Here is an 18,136-nt window from a genome sequence, read left to right as displayed (position 1 = left end):
ATGCGCGCGCGCGCAGAGGGCCGGTATAGGAAGGCGGAACGGTGCGTTGTAGGAGGATTTCGGCCCTATGAAATTGACGAGTGGAAGTAGCTTTCGAAAGTGCATTTTCTGTCTCGTGAATTCCTACAAAGTCATCTGAAGGCGTCCTATAGTCTCATCCACCATGCATGCCTAAGATGATTTTGACCCTCACTCATCAAGCGTGTTGCCTGGCGGGCGAGGGACCAGGCCTGCCGCAGGACGCGGCGGTTTTATCGAGAAGAGGAGAGCACCATGGCTTCATCAAACCAAGGCAACAAGCAAAGCGGCAACCAGGGCAACAGCCAGAGTAGCGGCACCCGCAATCGCGGCTTCGCATCGATGGACCCGGCACGTCAACGTGAAATTGCGAGCCAGGGTGGCAAGGCAGCGCACGCCAAAGGCACCGCGCACGAGTTCACTTCGGAAGAGGCGCGTCGCGCCGGCAGCATGAGCCACGGCAACCGCCAGTCGGCAAGCGCAAGCTCGGGTGGCGCATCGCGCAGCTCGTCGAAGAGCAGCAGCGGCGGCAATCGCCAAAGCAGCCGCGGCGGCAACAAGCAGTAAGCGGCAAGCTTCCGGCCCGTGCTGGAAGTGCGCCGTGCAAATCGAACGGGGAGCTGCCAGCTCCCCGTTTTCTTTGCCGATTTTGCCAAAATGCGAAACGGATGGGTTAGAATCGCAGCGCACTTTTCAACCTGATTCAACGAGGAATAGCGTGAAACCAGCGGTCGTTATCCGTCAAGTCAAGAGCCACAGCATGTCGTGCGACAGGGTTGGCAATCTCTTGCTGGCCAAGTTTTCGGCGAAAGACGCGGCGGATGCCTGCGTGCTGATCCCGGCCAATATCGTGTTCTGGCTGCTGCGGCACCTCCCGGTGAACCAGGACCCGACCCTGCAGGCGCCGCCGCCGCCGCCCCAGATCACGCAATGGGACTGGGACAATCCGGACACGCCGCGCGCGATGACGGTGCAGTGCCGCGAGTTCCCGGGCACGCTGCGCATGACGTTCCAGGTCGACCGCAAGCCGGACCTGACCATGGTGCTGGACCGCTCCAACGTCGAGCTGATGCGCCAGATCTTCATGAACTACCGCAACGACCTGATCGACCTCGACGCCGAGTAAGACCGCCCGTGGCCCGGGGGCGGCAGTCCCGTCTCCGGTATCATGGAGCGCGACCAGTACCATTCAGCAAGGATTCGCCATGCCCATCAAAATCAGCCAGATGTTCGACTCCGGCGCGATCGACGTTGTCAGCGCCGAGCGCGCCGAGCAGATCGAGCTCAACCTGCGTAGCGATTCGCACGCCGACATCCGCCAGTGGTTCCACTTCCGCCTCCAGGGCGCGGCCGGCCAGCCCTGCACGATGCGCTTCCTGAATGCCGGCCAAGCCACTTACCCCAAGGGTTTCGAAGGCTACCAGGTGTGCGCCAGCTATGACACCGAGAACTGGTTCCGCGTCCCCACCACCTTCGATGGCCAGGTGATGACGGTCCGTTTCACCCCGGAACTGGACAGCGTCTACTTCGCCTACTTCGAGCCCTACAGCTGGGAACGTCACCTGCGCCTGCTGGGTGAAGTGGCCGACAACCCGGTCGCGCGCGTGCACGACATCGGCACCACCGTCGACGGCCGCGACATGAACCTGGTCGTGATCGGCAACCCCGCGGCGGAAAAGAAGATCTGGGTGATCGCCCGCCAGCACCCGGGCGAGTCGATGGCCGAATGGTTTGTCGAGGGCATGATGGATGCCTTGCTCGATAACGCCAACCCGGTGTCGCGCAAGCTCCTGCAACGCGCCGTGTTCTACGTCGTCCCGAACATGAACCCGGACGGTTCGGTGCGCGGCAACCTGCGTACCAACGCGGCCGGCGCCAACCTCAACCGCGAGTGGATGACCCCGTCGGCCGAGCGCAGCCCGGAAGTCCTGTGCGTGAAGAACAAGATCCACGAAACGGGGGTCGACATGTTCTTCGACATCCACGGTGACGAGGCCCTGCCGTACAATTTCGTTGCGGGCAACGAAATGCTGGCCGACTTCTCGGAGGAGCGCCTGGCGCGCCAGAACGCCTTCGTCGAATGCTATATGGCGGCCAGCCCGGATTTCCAGAACGTGGTCGGCTACGCCGCCAGCAAGTACAACGAGGAACTGCTCACGCTGGCCTCGAAGTACATCGGCCACACCTTCAAATGCCTGTCGCTGACGCTGGAGATGCCGTTCAAGGACAACGCCAACCTGCCGGACACCTACACCGGCTGGAACGGCGCCCGTAGCGCGGCGCTGGGCGCGGCCATGCTGCAACCGATACTGCAATCGCTGGATTGACCCCGTGGGCGTCGAGATCGAGCGCAAGTTCCTGCTCGCCGGCGATGCCTGGCGCGCGCTCGGTACGCCCAGCCTGTTGCGCCAGGGCTACCTGAATGCCGATCCTGCGCGCACCGTGCGCGTGCGGATCGAAGGGCAGGCGGCATTCCTCACCATCAAAAGCAAGAATGTGGGCGCGGCCCGCGGCGAGTGGGAGTACCCGATCCCCGTGCAGGAAGCCGCCGAATTGCTCGACCAGCTGTGCGAGCGTCCCCTGATCGAAAAATATCGCCGCCGCATCGACTGGCAGGGCCACACCTGGGAAGTCGACGAATTCCTCGGCGAGAACGCGGGCCTCGCGGTCGCCGAAATTGAACTGTCCGACGCAGCCGAAGCCTTCGCCCGGCCGGACTGGATCGGCGCCGAGGTGACGGGCGATCCACGCTACTACAACTCCAGCCTGATCCGTTTGCCGTTTTCAAAGTGGAACGATAAAACATGACGAGACTGCCGCGCCGCGTCTTCCTCGGCTTGCCTGTCGCCCTTGGATTCGCACTGAGCTTGCACGCCTCCGCCGCCGACGCGCCAGGCGCCGCCTACTATCCGGCGGCCCGGGAATGGGTGCGCAAGGCGCCCGCGGACCTGGGCATGGATCCGGCCAGGTTGGCCGAGGCGGTCGCATTCGCGCAATCGCACGAGACCGAGCGGGCGCGCGACTTTTCGGACCAGCAAAAGACTTTCGGCACGCCGCTCGGCTCCCTGCCGACCAAACGCGCCGCGACCAACGGCGTGGTCATCTACAAGGGCTATGTGGTCGCGGAATTTGGCGACACCAGTTTTGTCGATCCGACCTATTCGGTCGCCAAGAGCATGCTGTCGACCGTGGCCGGCATCGCCGTGCGCGATGGCCGCATCGGCAATCTCGACGAGGCGGTCGCGAAGCTCGTGGCCGACGGCGGCTACGCCTCGGCCCACAACGCCCCGATCACCTGGAAGCAGCACCTGCAGCAGGAAAGCGAGTGGGAAGGCGAGCTGTGGGGCAAGAACGCCAACTTCATCGGCCACGAAGCCTTCGGCGCGGGCGAACGCAAGCCGCGCGAATTCCAGCAGCCGGGCACCTTCTACGAATACAACGACGTGCGCATCAACCGCTTTGCGCTCTCGCTGCTGCGCGTGTTCGGCAAGCCGGTGCCCGAGGTCTTCGAAGACGAAGTCATGACGCCGATCGGCGCGTCGAACACCTGGAAGTGGGTGCCCTACCACAACAGCTACGTCGAGCTGAACGGCAAGCTGGCAGCTTCGGTCAGTGGCGGCACGCGCTGGGGCGGCGGCATGTGGATCAACTCCTGGGACATGGCGCGCTTCGGCTACCTCTGGCTACGCGGCGGCAACTGGGCCGGCCAGCAGATCCTGCCGCCGGGCTACGTGAAAGCGGCGCTGGCGCCCAGTGCGCACGGCCCCGACTACGGCTACCTGTGGTGGCTGAACACCAAGGGCAAGAACCTGCCTGGCTTGCCGGCGAACGCCTTCGCCGCGCTGGGCGCGGGCAGCAACGACATCGTCGTCTCACCGGATCATGAGCTCGTGATCGTGTGGCGCTGGCATGCTGGCAACCCGGCCGAATTCGCCAAGCGCGTCATCGCCGCGATCCGCTGAGCGCGCGCTTGTTCCAAACGCGGAGCTTGACCAGCTTCATGCCGCCAACTCGACAAAATTTTGCCTAGGGCGGTCTAACGAACTTTGTAGACACGTCTACGGTCCAAAGGAAGCGAACGTGGCAAAGCGAAGCTTGGTGCCTTGGGAGTCCTTCGGCGCGTTCGTCGGACATCTGGTGGTGGGCGCCGCGACTTTCCTTTTACTGTGTTTCGCTTCGATCAGCCTGTCGCTGTTGGTGCAAGCACTTGAAACGAAGTTTGACGTGCCGACGTTCACAGTCTGGATCTTGGGCGGGCTGGCGGATGCCATCTTGCTGATCGACGCCGTGCTCTTCCTCGTGCTCTTTGTGGTCGAAGGAGTTCGGGCGATACGGGAGGTATGGAAATGAAGCCAGGGATTGATGCAGCCCCGAAAGAACGGGACGGACTGACTTTTTGGGACGGGTTCATCCGAGGAGTCAGGGAAGGGCCACGCCTCTACTTCGCGCCCCTCATTCTCCTGTACAAGGCGGTTCGGGGCCTGTTTCGGCACATTACCCGGAAAGTCAGCGGGTCCACGCCTTCAGCCTCGAAAAGGCAAGGTAATCGAAGCGTTCCGTAGAGATGGAGCTGGACGTACCCGCCTTTCGTCAACCATGTTACCCGAGCAGCATTCTGACTGAATGCCACTCGCGCATGCATCGATCAATGGAAATGCTCTGACCCCGACGCTGTATCCTCCGGCATCTCCGCATGCACCAGTTCGCCGGTCGGATCGGCGAACAGCGGCGCCCCGCAGTCATCGCAGTATTCCGCGACATAGCGCTCGTTGATGCGCTTGACGTGGGTGATGCCGGCCGAATTGAGGTGCGCGATGATCTCGTTGATCGGCGTGACCGGGGCCGGGCCGCCGCTCAGCGCGGGACCTTCCATCGGCGTGCCTTCCTCATCTTCCTGCCCGTACAGCGGCCACACGATGCCGTAGACCACTTCCTGCGACTGGCGCAGCGTGAAGCCGACCCGGTACTCGTCGATCTGGCCGTCGGTCGCTTCTTCGCCGAAGCCGGCGATCACGGCGCGCAGATCCGACGCTTCCACATCCAGCGTGTTGGTCAGGTAATGCACGGCGGCGCGGATCGACACCGGGCGGATCAGCTTGTCCGCCTCGCGGCAAGCCACGTAGTAGGCCTCCGGCAGCAGCAGCTCGACGCCGCAGCCTGGCATCAGGCGCGCCACATTGGGCGTGGCCTGCGCGCGCCACTGTTCCAGCGCGTTGGCGCGTTCGGCCATGAAGTTGATGTGGTGCTGCGCTTCCTGCCAGCGGAAGATCGGCGCGCCCACCGGGGCGATCACTGCCACCAGCAGGTAGCGCGTATCGGCCAGGAAGGGCGCGGTATCCGGCGCGCGCACGGCCGGCTTGACGCTGCTGCCCTTGTGCGCGGCGGCTGCCAGCCGGTGCGTCATCGCATAGGTTTCGGCATGGGTGCGCGGCAGCTGGTCGATGGCGTACAGGGTCGGCGCCATCGCCATGCGGGTACCCTCGGCCAGCAGGTGGGCCGAGAAGTGGGCCGACAGCGTGTGCAGCTGGTCCGACGGGATATTGCCGGACGCGATGGAGAAGCGGGTCCAGGCCAGGATCGGCGCGGCGACCAGCAAGGCCTGCCAGGTCACTTCGGCGCCGTCCGCTTCCTCGACCATGGTGGACGATTCGCTGACGGCTTCCACGCCGTCCATCAGCACGTCGTAGCCCGCCAGGTCGTCCTTGAACAGGGCGTTGAGGGCGGCGTCGATGCTTTCCTGGTGGTTGGTCTTGAGCAGCTTCTGCAGATGCGTATCCAGCTGCCGCTCCCAGGCCCGTTCCTCGACGCGGCTGGCGGCCTGCACCACCGCCTGGGCGATGCTGGAAAGCCGCTGGCTCTCGGTGGACAGTTTGTGGGATGAATCTTTGGACGGACGACGCATGGCGCTAAACAGTCTCTTTACGGTGGTTGGTATTCGTATGGTTCGGGTTCGATGATAAACCCATATCCCCGGTATTGTAGTTGATTCGGCTACAAGCCATCAGTACGGTGCCGGGCGGGACGCGGCGGCCGGCCTCCCAAAATGAAAAACGCCGGACGAATCCGGCGTCATGCTGCCCGCGCGCGGCGGGCAGGGAGCGGGGCGATTACGCTGCCAGCAGCTGGCGCAGCACGAACGGCAGGATGCCGCCATGCTTGTAGTAGTCGACTTCGATCGGGGTGTCGATACGCAGCAGCACCTTGGCTTCGGTGGTCTCGCCGTTGGCGCGGTGGATCACCAGGGTCGCCAGTTGCTGCGGCTTGATCTCGCCTTCCAGGCCGGTCAGGTCGAAACGCTCGGTGCCGGTGATGCCCAGCGACTCGACGCTGTCGTTGCCGATGAACTGCAGCGGCAGCACGCCCATGCCGACCAGGTTCGAACGGTGGATGCGCTCGAAGGAACGGGCGAACACGGCCTTCACGCCCAGCAGCTGGGTGCCCTTGGCGGCCCAGTCGCGCGACGAACCGGTGCCGTACTCTTCGCCGGCGAAGATCATGGTCGGCACGCCGTCGGCGATGTACTTCATGCCGGCGTCGTAGATCGACATCTGCTCGCCGGTCGGCTGGTGCAGGGTGATGCCGCCTTCGACCGCGGAGCCGTCAGCCTTGGCCGGGATCATCTTGTTCTTGATGCGCACGTTGGCGAAGGTGCCGCGCATCATGATCTCGTGGTTGCCGCGGCGCGAGCCGTAGGAGTTGAAGTCGGCTTTCTGCACGCCGTGTTCCTTCAGCCACTTGCCTGCCGGACCGTCTTCCTTGATCGAGCCTGCCGGCGAGATGTGGTCGGTGGTGATCGAGTCGCCGAACACGGCCAGCGCGCGGGCGCCCGCGATGCCGGCCGACGCGGCCTTCGGCGCCATCTCGAAGCCGGCGAAGAACGGCGGCTCGGCGATGTAGGTCGAATCCGGCCAGTTGTAGACCTGGCCCGCGACCGACGACACGTGCTCCCACAGCTTGCCCGGGTTACCCTTGACGTCAGCGTAGTTGTTCTTGAACATCTCGGCGTTCATCGCCAGGCCCATCAGTTGCTCGACTTCCTGCGAGCTCGGCCAGATGTCGCCCAGGTAGACGTCGACGCCGTCGGCGCCGCGGCCGACCGGTTCGCTCATCAGGTCCTTGGTGATGTTGCCGGCGATCGCGTAGGCGACCACCAGCGGCGGCGAGGCCAGGAAGTTCGAGCGGATGTTCGGGTGGATGCGCGCCTCGAAGTTACGGTTGCCCGACAGCACAGCCGCAGCGACGATGTCGTTCTGGGTGATGGCCGCGTTCAGTTCCGGGGTCAGGTCGCCGGCGTTGCCGATGCAGGTGGTGCAGCCGTAGGCGGCCAGCTCGAAGCCCAGCTTGGACAGGTAGTCCAGCAGGCCGGCTTTCTGCAGGTACTCGGTGACCACGCGCGAGCCCGGGGCCAGCGAGGTCTTGATGTGCGGGGCGACGGTCAGGCCTTTTTCGACGGCCTTCTTGGCCAGCAGGCCGGCGGCCAGCAGCACGCTCGGGTTCGAGGTGTTGGTGCACGAGGTGATCGCGGCGATCAGCACGTCGCCGTTCTTGACGCGCACGCCGTCGGCGGTCTCGTAGACCTTGCACAGGTCTTCGGCGGCCTTGTTGAAGCCGTTTTCCTTGGTCGGCTTCGAGAACAGCTCGGTGAAGGTGTTCTTCACGTGGCCCAGCTCGATACGGTCCTGCGGGCGCTTCGGGCCGGCCAGCGACGGGGTGACGGTCGCCAGGTCCAGTTCCACCACGCGGGTGTAGTCGATCTGGCCTTCGCCCGGCACGCCGTACAGGCCCTGTGCCTTGAAGTAGTTCTGGAAGGCGGTGATCTCGTCGTCGGTACGGCCGGTGCCGCGGAAGTAGTCGATGGTGGCGTCGTCGACCGGGAAGAAGCCCATGGTCGCGCCGTATTCCGGGGCCATGTTGCCGATGGTGGCGCGGTCGGTCAGCGACAGCGAGGCGGTGCCCGAGCCGAAGAATTCGACGAACTTGCCGACGACTTTTTCTTTACGCAGCAGTTCGGTGATGGTCAGCACCAGGTCGGTCGCGGTGCAGCCTTCGCGCAGCTTGCCCTTCAGGTGCACGCCGATCACGTCCGGGGTCAGGAAGTAGACCGGCTGGCCCAGCATGCCGGCTTCCGCCTCGATGCCGCCCACGCCCCAGCCGACCACGCCGATGCCGTTGATCATGGTGGTGTGCGAGTCGGTGCCGACCAGGGTGTCCGGGTAGTACACGCCATCGGCCTTGTGCACGCCGCGCGCCAGGTATTCCAGGTTGACCTGGTGCACGATGCCGAAGCCCGGCGGCACCACGCCGAAGGTATCGAAGGCTTGCATGCCCCACTTCATGAACTGGTAGCGCTCGTTATTGCGCTGGAATTCCAGTTTCATGTTCAGGTCGAGCGCTTGCGGCTCGCGGAAGTGGTCGATGGTGACCGAGTGGTCGACGACGAGGTCGACCGGGACCAGCGGCTCGATCTTCTTCGGGTCGGCGCCGGTCTTGGCGGCCACGCTGCGCATCGCGGCCAGGTCGGCCAGCAGCGGCACGCCGGTGAAGTCCTGCAGCACGACGCGGGCGACGACGAAGGGGATCTCGTCGGTGCGCTCGGCGGTCGGGCCCCAGTTGGCCAGCTGCTTGACGTGTTCTTCGGTGACCTTCTTGCCGTCGCAGTTACGCAACACGGACTCAAGGACCAGACGGATCGACACCGGCAGGCGCGACATATTGACGCCCAGGGCTTCGCCCAGCGCCGGCAGCGAGTAGAACTGGCCTTGCTGGCCGGCCGATAGCGGGAAATCCTTGAGCGTATTCAGTGTGTTGCGAGACATGACTTCTCCTTCAGTGGATGTTTTTTCTTGCTAAATCAGTGCGGGCCGGCCTCGGCTCAGCCTTGTTTCGCGTCCGGCGCGACTGCCGCCATCGGCTTGCTTTGCTCGGCGCCCTTGCATTCGTTCGCCAGCTGGTGGTTGTGCTTCGAGTCCAGCAGGATGCCCTTGGCCGGAATGCCGATCCAGACGATGCCATACACCGGGTTTTCGAAGCGCTGCGCACCGGTGGTGGTGGCCACGCGGCTCATGCGGTGCACGCGGTTCTTCCAGCGCAGCGCGATGTGCTCGTTATCGTTGGCGTTGGTGTAGATCGTGATCTTGTTGCCCAGCTCGCAGCTGTATTGCTGGACGACGGTATCGGTGATGTCCGGTTCCGGGTCGTTCTTGTCCTCGGCGTCGGTCTTGGCTTCAGCCTTTTTCTTGGCGGCTTTGTGCTTCAGGACCTTGGTCGCTTTCGGATGGATTTCGGTGGCGGCGTGCGCGGGCAGGGCGCACACGCTGGCGGCCGCCAGCGCGATGAGGCTGGCGGCGAGGGAGTGTTGGGACAGGATGGCCATTAGACAGATTCCGGTTGGTTGACGATTGCCGCCGCGGATTCCGGCAGCGCAAGTCCTGCCAGCTTCGCGCGCTGCAACACCGTCCAATAATATCGGTAGCTGGCGCGGTCGTGCAAGCGGCCATGCTGGGCGATCGGTCCCCAGTTCGCGGCCATCGCGTCCTGCAGGATATGCGTTGCTTCGTTCACCTCGGACATACGCGGCGTGAACGCCTTGATGATCGGCTTGATCTGGTCCGGGTGGATGCTCCACATGCGGGTGAAACCGAATTCGCCGGCGGCGCGCTGGGCGTCGTTGGCGACCACCGCGCTGTCCTTGATCTCGGTGGTCACATTATGCGAGGCGACCTTGCCGTGCGCATGAGCTGCCGCAACCATCTCCAGCTTTGCGCGCACCACCAGCGGGTGCGTGAACTGGCCCGGCGTGCGCATCGCGGCCGCCGGGATCGCGCCGAAATGGGCCGACACGAAATCCATGATGCCGAACGACAGGCACTCGACCTGGGGCAGGGCGGCGATCTCGTAGGCGTCGTGCAGGGCGCCGTGGGTTTCGATCAGCACGTGCACCGGCAGCGCCTCGCGGCCCGCGGCCAGCGCGTGCTTGTTGATGATTTCCAGCGCCTGGCGCACGTCGGCGATGCCGTTCGGCTTGGGCAGCACCACGTAGGCCAGCTGCTGCGCGGCCTGGCCGACGATGATGGCCACGTCCTGCTCGACATGCGGATGCGACAGGTCGTGCAGGCGCGCGCCGATGCGCTTGAAGCGGTTGTCCTCGCTGTTCAGCAGATCGGCAACCAGCTGTGCGTGCTCGGTCTCGCGGCCGGCCTCGGCGCCGTCCTCGCAATCGAAGGTGATGTCGAACAGGGGGCCAAGCTCTTGTTGCAGGGCCATCGACTTGCGCATCAGCCTGTCGGACCCTGCGTAATGGTCGCAGGCCGGCAGCAGCAGCGGCTGGCGTTTACCCTGGAATAAAACCTCGGACGGATGCATGCGCGTGTTCGTTATGGCAAAGCTGCCGTGCCGCCTTTGGCCGGCGGCACGGCACGGGCGGCGCGGCGGACGATCCGCTGCGCCGCGTGGATGATTACTTCAGCAGGTGGGCGACGCCGGCGCGCTCTTCTTCCAGCTCGGCCAGGGTCTTGTTGATGCGCTCTTGCGAGAACTCGTCGATCTGCAGGCCCTGCACGATCTTGTACTCGCCGTTCTCGGTGGTGACCGGGAAGCCGAAGATGATGCCTTCCGGGATACCGTACGAACCGTCCGACGGCACGCCCATGGTGGTCCACTTGCCGGCGGTGCCCAGCACCCAGTCATGCACGTGGTCGATCGCGGCGTTGGCGGCCGAAGCGGCCGACGAGGCGCCGCGCGCTTCGATGATCGCTGCGCCGCGCTTGCCGACGGTCGGCAGGAACACGTCGCGGTTCCATTCCTGGTCGTTGATCATGTCCTTGACCGATTTGCCGCCGACGGTGGCGAAGCGGTAGTCGGCGTACATGGTCGGCGAGTGGTTGCCCCACACGCACAGCTTCTCGATGTCGCCCACGGCGGTGCCGGTCTTGGCGGCCACTTGCGACAGCGCGCGGTTGTGGTCCAGGCGCAGCATGGCGGTGAAGTTCTTGGCCGGCAGGCCCGGGGCCGATTTCATCGCGATGTAGGCGTTGGTGTTGGCCGGGTTGCCGACCACCAGCACCTTGACGTCGCGCGAAGCGACCGCGTCCAGGGCCTTGCCCTGCACGGTGAAGATCTGGGCGTTGGCTTCCAGCAGGTCCTTGCGCTCCATGCCCGGGCCGCGCGGACGGGCGCCGACCAGCAGGGCCACGTCGGCGTCCTTGAAGGCGGTCATCGGGTCGCTGTGGGCGGTCATGCCGGCCAGCAGCGGGAACGCGCAGTCTTCCAGTTCCATCATGACGCCCTTGAGCGCTTTCTGTGCCTTCTCATTGTCGATCTCGAGCAGCTGCAGGATGACCGGCTGGTCCTTGCCCAGCAGGTCGCCGTTGGCGATGCGGAACAGCAGCGAATAGCCGATCTGGCCGGCCGCGCCGGTTACCGCGACGCGCTTGGGGTTTTTAGCCATGATGAATCTCCAAAAGTGGGAATGAAAACGGGGCCGAGGGAGGTGTCTGTTCGGGAAACCACAATGATACCAAAACAGTATCCAGGATCGGGCAGCGCGCGTGTGCAAAATCGGCCACGCCGGGGCCACGCGGGGGGCCGGATCGATCGCGAGTGTAGACCCGCGCTATTCCATCTGTCAATTCATATCATATGTCTTATATAAGACAGTGGACTGAGCACCTTTTCACTGGACGGGGAGGGGCTTTTGTGGTGAAATCGCGGTCTATGAACCCAGCATCGTCCAATCCGGGCGGTGACGCCAGCCCCGGCGCCTCCCCAACCTTCAGCCCGCTGTACCAGCAGATCAAGGCCTTGATCACGCAGAGCCTGCAGTCGGGCGAGTGGAAGCCCGGCGAGCTGATGCCCAGCGAGGTCGAGCTGGCATCCCGCTTCAAGGTCAGCCAGGGCACGGTGCGCAAGGCGATCGACGAGCTTGCCGCCGAGAACCTGGTGCTGCGCCGCCAGGGCAAAGGCACCTTTGTCGCCACCCACCATGAAGAGCGGGCCCATTTCCGCTTCCTGCGCCTGATGCCCGACGAGGGCGTGCCGCACCAGGCCGACAACCGCATCCTTGAAGTCAAACGCATCCGCGCGCCGGCCGAAGTCGCGCGCCTGCTCGAACTGAAGTCGGGCGACGCGGTCGTCTACGTCAAGCGCCTGATGGCCTTCGACGGCGCCCCCACCATCCTCGAGGAACTGTGGCTGCCCGGGCAGCTGTTCAAGGGCCTGACGGCCGAGCGGCTGGTGGAATACAAGGGCCCGATGTACGGCCTGTTCGAATCGGAATTCGGCACGCGCATGATCCGCGCGACCGAGAAAATCAAGGCAGTGGCCGCCGACGCCGGCACCGCCCAGCTGCTCGCCGTGCCCGAAGGCACGCCGCTGCTGGTGGCCGAGCGCGTCTCGTTCACCTATGGCGACAAGGCGGTCGAGCTGCGCCGCGGGATGTACCTGACGGCGCACCACCATTACCTGAGCGAGCTGTCGTGAGTGTGGCGCAAAATGGCTGGGGGCAGGGCAAGCTTGGCTGCCCAAGAGTAAAATAGTTTGATTCTTTGGAAAGCGGCGTCACGAAACCCGGTTTCGCCGCATTATTCCGATGGTAGCGCCGCCGGAGCTTGGTCCAGGCACCGGAGATCGGCGACAATGCAGGGTTCTTTACAATTTGTCAGTTAAGGGAGGTGTTGTATGTCCGAAGCCGTGAGAGAAGTCCCAAAAAAGGAACGGCCGGAATTCCGAAACGTCACGTTTGCGGATATTACTTCTAACTATAAGATGCCGCCGTCCGCGATGGTTTCGATCCTGCACCGGGTCGCCGGCGCCGGACTGTTCCTGTTCTTGCCGTTCCTGCTCTACCTCCTGCAGGAAAGCCTGCGCTCCGAATACTCGTTCGCGCACTTCGCCGGCATCGTCGACAACGTGTTCGTCAAGATCATCATCCTCGGCCTGTCCTGGGCCTACCTGCACCATTTCTGCGCCGGCATCCGCCACCTGTTCATGGACAACCACATGGCCCTGGACAAGGACGCATCGCAGCGCACCGCGCGCTGGGTGCTGATCGTGAGCCTGGTGCTGACTGCGCTGGTCGCCCTCAAATTGTTTGGAGTGTTTTAATGGCTAAGAATAATATCGGACCGAAGCGCCTGGTCGTCGGCGCCCACTACGGCGTCAAGGACTGGCTGGCGCAGCGCGTCACCGCCATCGTGATGGCGATCTACACCATCGTCCTGCTGGTGTCCTTCTTCAGCGCCCACAATTTTTCCTATGAAGGCTGGGCCGGCCTGTTCTCGCAACAGTGGTTCAAGCTGTTCTCGCTGGTGACCCTGTTCGGCCTGTTCTATCACGCCTGGGTCGGCATCCGCGACATCTGGATGGACTACATCAAACCGGTCGGCGTGCGCCTGGCCCTGCAAATCGCCACGCTGCTCTGGCTGATCGCCTGCGCCGCCTGGACGGTACAAATTCTGTGGAGCGTTTAATCGTGGCAGCAATCAAATCTGCAATTCCTACCCGCCACTTTGACGTGGTGATCGTCGGCGCCGGCGGCTCCGGCATGCGCGCATCGCTGCAGCTGGCCGAAGCCGGCCTGAACGTGGCGGTGCTGTCGAAAGTCTTCCCGACCCGCTCGCACACGGTCGCCGCCCAGGGCGGCATCGGCGCCTCGCTGGGCAATATGAGCGAGGACGACTGGTACTGGCATATGTTCGACACCGTCAAGGGTGGCGACTACCTGGGCGACCAGGACGCGATCGAATTCATGTGCCGCGAAGCACCGAAGGTCGTCTACGAGCTGGAACACTTCGGCATGCCCTTCGACCGCAACCCCGATGGCACCATCTACCAGCGTCCGTTCGGCGGCCACACCGCCAACTTCGGCGAGAAGCCGGTGCAGCGCGCCTGCGCCGCGGCCGACCGTACCGGCCACGCCCTGCTCCATACGCTCTATCAACGGAATGTGCGCGCCCGCACCCACTTCTTCGTCGAATGGATGGCGCTGGACCTGATCCGCGACCAGGACGGCGACGTGCTCGGCGTGGTCGCGCTGGAAATGGAAACCGGCGAAGTCATGCGCCTGGAAGCGAAGACCACCATCTTCGCCACCGGCGGCGCCGGCCGTATCTTCGCGGCCTCGACCAACGCCTTCATCAACACCGGCGACGGCATGGGCATGGCGGCGCGCGCCGGCATCCCCCTGCAGGACATGGAATTCTGGCAGTTCCACCCGACCGGCGTGGCCGGCGCGGGCGTGCTGATCACCGAAGGCGTGCGCGGCGAAGGCGGCATCCTGATCAACAGCAATGGCGAGCGCTTCATGGAGCGTTACGCGCCGACCCTGAAAGACCTGGCGCCGCGCGACTTCGTGTCGCGTTCGATGGACCAGGAAATCAAGGAAGGCCGCGGCGTCGGTCCGAACAAAGACCACGTGCTGCTCGACCTGCGCCACATCGGCGCCGACACCATCAAGAAGCGCCTGCCTTCGATTCTGGAAATCGGCCACAAGTTCGCCAACGTCGATGCGACCAAGGAACCGATCCCGGTCGTGCCGACCATCCACTACCAGATGGGCGGCATCCCGACCAATATCCACGGCCAGGTCGTGACCCCGGACGGCATGGGCGGCGAGAAGATCGTCAACGGCCTGTACGCGATCGGTGAATGCTCCTGCGTGTCGGTGCACGGCGCCAACCGCCTGGGCACCAACTCGCTGCTCGACCTGGTGGTGTTCGGCCGCGCCGCCGGCAACCACATCATCGCCCAGAACCTGCACGAGAAGGACCAGAAGCCGGCCCCGGCCGATGCCGCCGACTACGCGCTGGACCGCCTGAACCGCCTCGAGAATTCGACCGGCGGCGAGAAGGTGCAGCACGTGGCCAACGACATCCGCGCCGCGATGCAGAAATACTGCGGCGTGTTCCGTACCCAGGAATTGATGGATGCCGGCGTGCAGGAAATCCTGAAGCTGGACGAGCGCGTCAAGAATATCTCGTTCAAGGACAAGTCGAAGGTCTTCAACACCGCCCGTATCGAGGCGCTGGAAGTGGAGAACCTGATCGAGACCGCCAAGGCGACCATGATCTCGGCCGCGGCGCGCAAGGAATCGCGCGGCGCCCACGCCCACAGCGACTTCGAGAAGCGCGACGACGAAAACTGGATGAAGCACACCCTGTGGTTCTCGAGCGGCAACCGCCTCGAGTACAAGCCGGTGCGCACCAAGCCGCTGACCGTCGAGACCTTCAAGCCGAAGGCACGTACTTTCTAAAAAATTCCTGCGGCCGGGGCCAGCCCCCGGCTTTGAAAAGATAGGTAAAACATGGCACGCACAGTCCAACTCAAGATCTACCGCTACGATCCGGACAAGGATACGAAGCCCTATATGCAAGACGTCACCGTCGAGCTGAAAGACACCGACAAGATGCTGCTTGACGTCCTGCAGCGCATCAAGTCCGACGTCGACGACTCGCTCGCCCTGCGCCGCTCCTGCCGCGAAGGCGTGTGCGGTTCGGACGCGATGAACATCAACGGCAAGAACGGCCTGGCCTGCACCACCAACCTGAAGGAGCTGACCGAGCCGATCGTGCTGCGTCCGCTGCCCGGCCTGCCGGTGGTGCGCGACCTGATCGTCGACATGACCAACTTCTTCAAGCAGTACCACTCGATCAAGCCCTACCTGATCAACGACTCGATCCCGCCGGAGAAAGAGCGCCTGCAGTCGCCGGAAGAGCGCGAAGAGCTCGACGGCCTGTACGAGTGCATCCTGTGCGCCTGCTGCTCGACCTCCTGCCCGTCGTTCTGGTGGAACCCGGACAAGTTCGTCGGCCCGGCCGGCCTGCTGCAGGCCTACCGCTTCATCGCCGACAGCCGCGACGAAGCGACCAACGAGCGCCTGGACAACCTGGAAGACCCGTACCGCCTGTTCCGCTGCCACTCGATCATGAACTGCACGGACGTGTGCCCGAAGGGCCTGAATCCGAACAAGGCGATCGGCAAGATCAAGGAAATGCTGGTTCGACGCGCGATCTGAAGGCACAGTCAAATGGGGTTCCCGCGTGCGCGGGAATCTCATTTCTCAAGCACGCCAATCGGCGCTAATTAGCACCACGTTAGCCCGCAAAACGCCGCAAATACAGTAAAAATACCGTACTGCCGAACCGCGGCAGCCGATGTATAGTGTTGACCGAAACAACGGACCCCAGAGTGAAAACGCATCAATCGGACCCGACCAACCGTGCACGCCTGCGCTGGCGTTCGCGCCGGGGACTGCTCGAAAACGACCTGATCCTCACGCGCTTCCTTGATGCGCACGAAGAAGAGATGACGGACGAGGAAGTGGATGCGCTCACCCGCTTGCTGGACCTGGCGGATAATCCACTGATGGACCTGCTGCTGGGACGCGCCGAACCCGAAGGGGAAGTCGACCAGCCGCATGTGCGAGCCTTGCTGGCGCGCCTGCGGCAAGCGTAGTACCCGTTTTTTTAATTGTAGATTTCACTCCCAAGAAGGAAGTGCCATGAACATCTCTGATACCAAAGCCACGCTGTCGTTCTCGGACGGTAGCAAGTCCATCGACTTCCCGGTTTACAAGGGCACGATCGGTCCGGACGTCCTCGACATCCGCAAGCTGTACGGCCAGACCGGCACGTTCACCTACGACCCGGGCTTCATGTCGACCGCCGCCTGCCAGTCGGCCATCACCTACATCGATGGCGACAAGGGCGAGTTGCTGTACCGCGGCTACCCGATCGAGCAGCTGGCCGTGAACGCCGACTTCCTGGAAACCTGCTACCTGCTGCTGAACGGCGAACTGCCGAACAAGGCCGAGAAAGACAAATTCGTCGAGACCGTGACCCGCCACACCATGGTGCACGAGCAGATGAACTTCTTCTTCCGTGGTTTCCGCCGCGACGCGCACCCGATGTCGGTGCTGGTCGGTACCGTCGGCGCCCTGGCTTCGTTCTACCACGACTCGCTCGACATCAACGACCCGGCCCAGCGCGAAATCTCGGCCATCCGACTGATCGCCAAGCTGCCGACCCTGGTCGCGATGGCCTACAAATACTCGATCGGCCAGCCTTTCGTGTACCCGCGCAATGACCTGTCGTACAGCGCCAACTTCATGCGCATGATGTTCGGCAACCCGTGCGAAGAGTACCAGGTCAACGACGTGCTGGTGCGCGCCCTGGACCGCATCCTGATCCTGCACGCCGACCACGAGCAGAACGCATCGACCTCGACCGTTCGCCTGGCCGGTTCCTCGGGCGCCAACCCGTTCGCCTGTATCGCAGCCGGCATCGCCTGCCTGTGGGGCCCGGCACACGGCGGCGCCAACGAAGCGGCACTGAACATGCTGAAAGAAATCGGCACCGCTGACAAGATCCCCGAATTCATCGCCAAGGTGAAGGACAAGAACTCGGGCGTGAAGCTGATGGGCTTCGGCCACCGCGTGTACAAGAATTTCGACCCGCGCGCCAAGCTGATGCGCGAGACCTGCTACGAAGTGCTGAACGAGCTGGGCCTGCATGACGACCCGCTGTTCAAACTGGCGATGGAGCTGGAAAAGGTCGCGCTGAACGACGACTACTTCGTGTCGCGCAAACTGTACCCGAACGTCGACTTCTACTCGGGCATCGTGCAGTCGGCGCTGGGCATTCCGGTCTCGCTGTTCACCGGTATCTTCGCGATGGCCCGCACCATCGGCTGGATCGCCCAGTGGAACGAGATGATCGCCGATCCGGAGCAGAAGATCGGCCGTCCGCGCCAGCTCTACGTCGGCGCCACCCGCCGCGACGTGCCGAGCATCGACAAGCGTTAATCGCCGGTCTCGGGCACCAGCAAAAAAGCGAGCTTCGGCTCGCTTTTTTCTTTTCGGCGAGGACTTTGAGGCAGGCCAGACGCCATCGTGCTTCCGCGAATTGTCCGTTCTCGGCAGTGTCAACAGTTCTTTCCCGAAGAGGCCTGCTGAATATGCCCGCTACGCCAATCCTTGGTGCACCGCATTCATGGTTTGAAAATTCGGATAATGGACAGGAGCGCAGGTACGGAGCGGACGGATGGCCCGAGTATGATATCGACTGGAGCCACGACCATGGCAATGGAATTCCACACGGACACAACTGGGTCGGCAGGAGGCGAG

General features: G+C 63.6%; 18 protein-coding genes. 13 read left to right on the top strand and 5 right to left on the bottom strand.

Going from position 1 to position 18,136, the window contains the following annotated elements; all coding sequences use genetic code 11:
• The first annotated feature begins 273 nt into the window (after window positions 1-273).
• From NX778_RS07500 to NX778_RS07475, 6 genes are all read left to right on the top strand, one after another.
• Window positions 274-585: a KGG domain-containing protein gene (locus tag NX778_RS07500; protein WP_258811102.1), complete on the top strand. Its 312-nt coding sequence runs from the start codon at window positions 274-276 to the stop codon at window positions 583-585.
• A 193-nt stretch (window positions 586-778) separates the two neighbouring features.
• Entirely contained in the window at window positions 779-1,144 is a 366-nt protein-coding gene (locus NX778_RS07495) for a hypothetical protein (RefSeq protein WP_258811101.1), read from the top strand.
• A gap of 79 nt (window positions 1,145-1,223) precedes the next feature.
• Window positions 1,224-2,345, top strand: coding sequence for a M14 family metallopeptidase (locus NX778_RS07490; RefSeq protein WP_258811100.1), 1,122 nt, complete (start codon window positions 1,224-1,226; stop codon window positions 2,343-2,345).
• A 4-nt stretch (window positions 2,346-2,349) separates the two neighbouring features.
• Window positions 2,350-2,826 carry a CYTH domain-containing protein gene (locus NX778_RS07485; protein WP_258811099.1) on the top strand — a complete coding sequence of 159 codons (477 nt, stop codon included), beginning with the start codon at window positions 2,350-2,352 and terminating at the stop codon, window positions 2,824-2,826.
• On the top strand, window positions 2,823-3,980 hold the full coding sequence (locus tag NX778_RS07480; RefSeq protein WP_258811098.1) for a serine hydrolase domain-containing protein: 1,158 nt from the start codon (window positions 2,823-2,825) through the stop codon (window positions 3,978-3,980). Before NX778_RS07485 ends, NX778_RS07480 begins: the two co-directional genes overlap by 4 nt.
• 118 nt (window positions 3,981-4,098) lie before the next feature.
• The gene (locus NX778_RS07475) at window positions 4,099-4,368 is read left to right on the top strand and encodes a hypothetical protein (RefSeq protein ID WP_258811097.1); all 270 of its coding nucleotides are present in this window, start codon (window positions 4,099-4,101) and stop codon (window positions 4,366-4,368) included.
• A 295-nt stretch (window positions 4,369-4,663) separates the two neighbouring features.
• On the opposite strand, the gene NX778_RS07470 is transcribed toward NX778_RS07475, so the two are convergent.
• The 5 genes from NX778_RS07470 to NX778_RS07450 all read right to left on the bottom strand — a co-directional run bounded on the left by NX778_RS07470 (window position 4,664) and on the right by NX778_RS07450 (window position 11,464).
• Window positions 4,664-5,920 (bottom strand): DUF2863 family protein, encoded by a 1,257-nt coding sequence (locus NX778_RS07470; protein WP_258811096.1) that lies wholly within the window; start codon window positions 5,918-5,920, stop codon window positions 4,664-4,666.
• Window positions 5,921-6,125: 205 nt separating this feature from the next.
• On the bottom strand, window positions 6,126-8,834 hold the full coding sequence (acnA, locus tag NX778_RS07465; protein ID WP_258811095.1) for an aconitate hydratase AcnA: 2,709 nt from the start codon (window positions 8,832-8,834) through the stop codon (window positions 6,126-6,128).
• Between the two features lie 56 nt (window positions 8,835-8,890).
• Window positions 8,891-9,391, bottom strand: coding sequence for an MliC family protein (locus tag NX778_RS07460; RefSeq protein WP_258811094.1), 501 nt, complete (start codon window positions 9,389-9,391; stop codon window positions 8,891-8,893).
• Window positions 9,391-10,380 carry an HpcH/HpaI aldolase/citrate lyase family protein gene (locus tag NX778_RS07455; protein WP_258811093.1) on the bottom strand — a complete coding sequence of 330 codons (990 nt, stop codon included), beginning with the start codon at window positions 10,378-10,380 and terminating at the stop codon, window positions 9,391-9,393. The genes NX778_RS07460 and NX778_RS07455 overlap by 1 nt, the downstream gene beginning before the upstream one ends.
• Window positions 10,381-10,474: 94 nt before the next feature.
• A complete protein-coding gene (locus NX778_RS07450) occupies window positions 10,475-11,464 on the bottom strand; it encodes a malate dehydrogenase (RefSeq protein WP_258811092.1) in 990 nt (329 codons plus the stop codon).
• 266 nt (window positions 11,465-11,730) lie between these two features.
• Between NX778_RS07450 and NX778_RS07445 the strand changes: the two genes are divergently transcribed.
• The 7 genes from NX778_RS07445 (at window position 11,731) to NX778_RS07415 (ending at window position 17,815) form a co-directional block, all read left to right on the top strand.
• Window positions 11,731-12,495 (top strand): GntR family transcriptional regulator, encoded by a 765-nt coding sequence (locus NX778_RS07445; protein ID WP_258811091.1) that lies wholly within the window; start codon window positions 11,731-11,733, stop codon window positions 12,493-12,495.
• A 198-nt stretch (window positions 12,496-12,693) separates the two neighbouring features.
• Window positions 12,694-13,119, top strand: a complete 426-nt coding sequence (gene sdhC, locus NX778_RS07440; RefSeq protein ID WP_258811090.1) for a succinate dehydrogenase, cytochrome b556 subunit — start codon at window positions 12,694-12,696, stop codon at window positions 13,117-13,119.
• Window positions 13,119-13,484: a succinate dehydrogenase, hydrophobic membrane anchor protein gene (gene sdhD / locus NX778_RS07435; RefSeq protein WP_258811089.1), complete on the top strand. Its 366-nt coding sequence runs from the start codon at window positions 13,119-13,121 to the stop codon at window positions 13,482-13,484. Before sdhC ends, sdhD begins: the two co-directional genes overlap by 1 nt.
• A 2-nt stretch (window positions 13,485-13,486) precedes the next feature.
• Window positions 13,487-15,265, top strand: a complete 1,779-nt coding sequence (sdhA, locus tag NX778_RS07430; protein WP_258811088.1) for a succinate dehydrogenase flavoprotein subunit — start codon at window positions 13,487-13,489, stop codon at window positions 15,263-15,265.
• Between the two features lie 51 nt (window positions 15,266-15,316).
• Entirely contained in the window at window positions 15,317-16,027 is a 711-nt protein-coding gene (locus tag NX778_RS07425) for a succinate dehydrogenase iron-sulfur subunit (protein ID WP_258811087.1), read from the top strand.
• Window positions 16,028-16,200: 173 nt separating this feature from the next.
• Window positions 16,201-16,467 carry an FAD assembly factor SdhE gene (locus tag NX778_RS07420; RefSeq protein ID WP_258811086.1) on the top strand — a complete coding sequence of 89 codons (267 nt, stop codon included), beginning with the start codon at window positions 16,201-16,203 and terminating at the stop codon, window positions 16,465-16,467.
• Window positions 16,468-16,513: 46 nt separating this feature from the next.
• The gene (locus tag NX778_RS07415; protein ID WP_258811085.1) at window positions 16,514-17,815 is read left to right on the top strand and encodes a citrate synthase; all 1,302 of its coding nucleotides are present in this window, start codon (window positions 16,514-16,516) and stop codon (window positions 17,813-17,815) included.
• Window positions 17,816-18,136 lie beyond the last annotated feature (321 nt).

The sequence above is a fragment of the Massilia terrae genome, assembly GCF_024753145.1.
In the GTDB taxonomy this organism is placed as follows: domain Bacteria; phylum Pseudomonadota; class Gammaproteobacteria; order Burkholderiales; family Burkholderiaceae_D; genus Telluria; species Telluria terrae.
The sequence above is the reverse complement of the archived record's forward strand: the minus strand, read 5'-3'. Positions and strand labels throughout refer to the sequence as shown.

Bases quoted from the DNA above. Each gene is read 5' to 3' on its own strand.
- NX778_RS07500 (WP_258811102.1), top strand. From the start codon at position 274: ATGGCTTCATCAAACCAAGGCAACAAGCAAAGCGGCAACCAGGGCAAC.
- NX778_RS07495 (WP_258811101.1), top strand. From the start codon at position 779: ATGTCGTGCGACAGGGTTGGCAATCTCTTGCTGGCCAAGTTTTCGGCG.
- NX778_RS07490 (WP_258811100.1), top strand. From the start codon at position 1,224: ATGCCCATCAAAATCAGCCAGATGTTCGACTCCGGCGCGATCGACGTT.
- NX778_RS07480 (WP_258811098.1), top strand. From the start codon at position 2,823: ATGACGAGACTGCCGCGCCGCGTCTTCCTCGGCTTGCCTGTCGCCCTT.
- NX778_RS07470 (WP_258811096.1), bottom strand. From the start codon at position 5,920: ATGCGTCGTCCGTCCAAAGATTCATCCCACAAACTGTCCACCGAGAGC.
- acnA (WP_258811095.1), bottom strand. From the start codon at position 8,834: ATGTCTCGCAACACACTGAATACGCTCAAGGATTTCCCGCTATCGGCC.
- NX778_RS07460 (WP_258811094.1), bottom strand. From the start codon at position 9,391: ATGGCCATCCTGTCCCAACACTCCCTCGCCGCCAGCCTCATCGCGCTG.
- NX778_RS07455 (WP_258811093.1), bottom strand. From the start codon at position 10,380: ATGCATCCGTCCGAGGTTTTATTCCAGGGTAAACGCCAGCCGCTGCTG.
- NX778_RS07450 (WP_258811092.1), bottom strand. From the start codon at position 11,464: ATGGCTAAAAACCCCAAGCGCGTCGCGGTAACCGGCGCGGCCGGCCAG.
- NX778_RS07445 (WP_258811091.1), top strand. From the start codon at position 11,731: ATGAACCCAGCATCGTCCAATCCGGGCGGTGACGCCAGCCCCGGCGCC.
- sdhC (WP_258811090.1), top strand. From the start codon at position 12,694: ATGTCCGAAGCCGTGAGAGAAGTCCCAAAAAAGGAACGGCCGGAATTC.
- sdhD (WP_258811089.1), top strand. From the start codon at position 13,119: ATGGCTAAGAATAATATCGGACCGAAGCGCCTGGTCGTCGGCGCCCAC.
- NX778_RS07425 (WP_258811087.1), top strand. From the start codon at position 15,317: ATGGCACGCACAGTCCAACTCAAGATCTACCGCTACGATCCGGACAAG.
- NX778_RS07415 (WP_258811085.1), top strand. From the start codon at position 16,514: ATGAACATCTCTGATACCAAAGCCACGCTGTCGTTCTCGGACGGTAGC.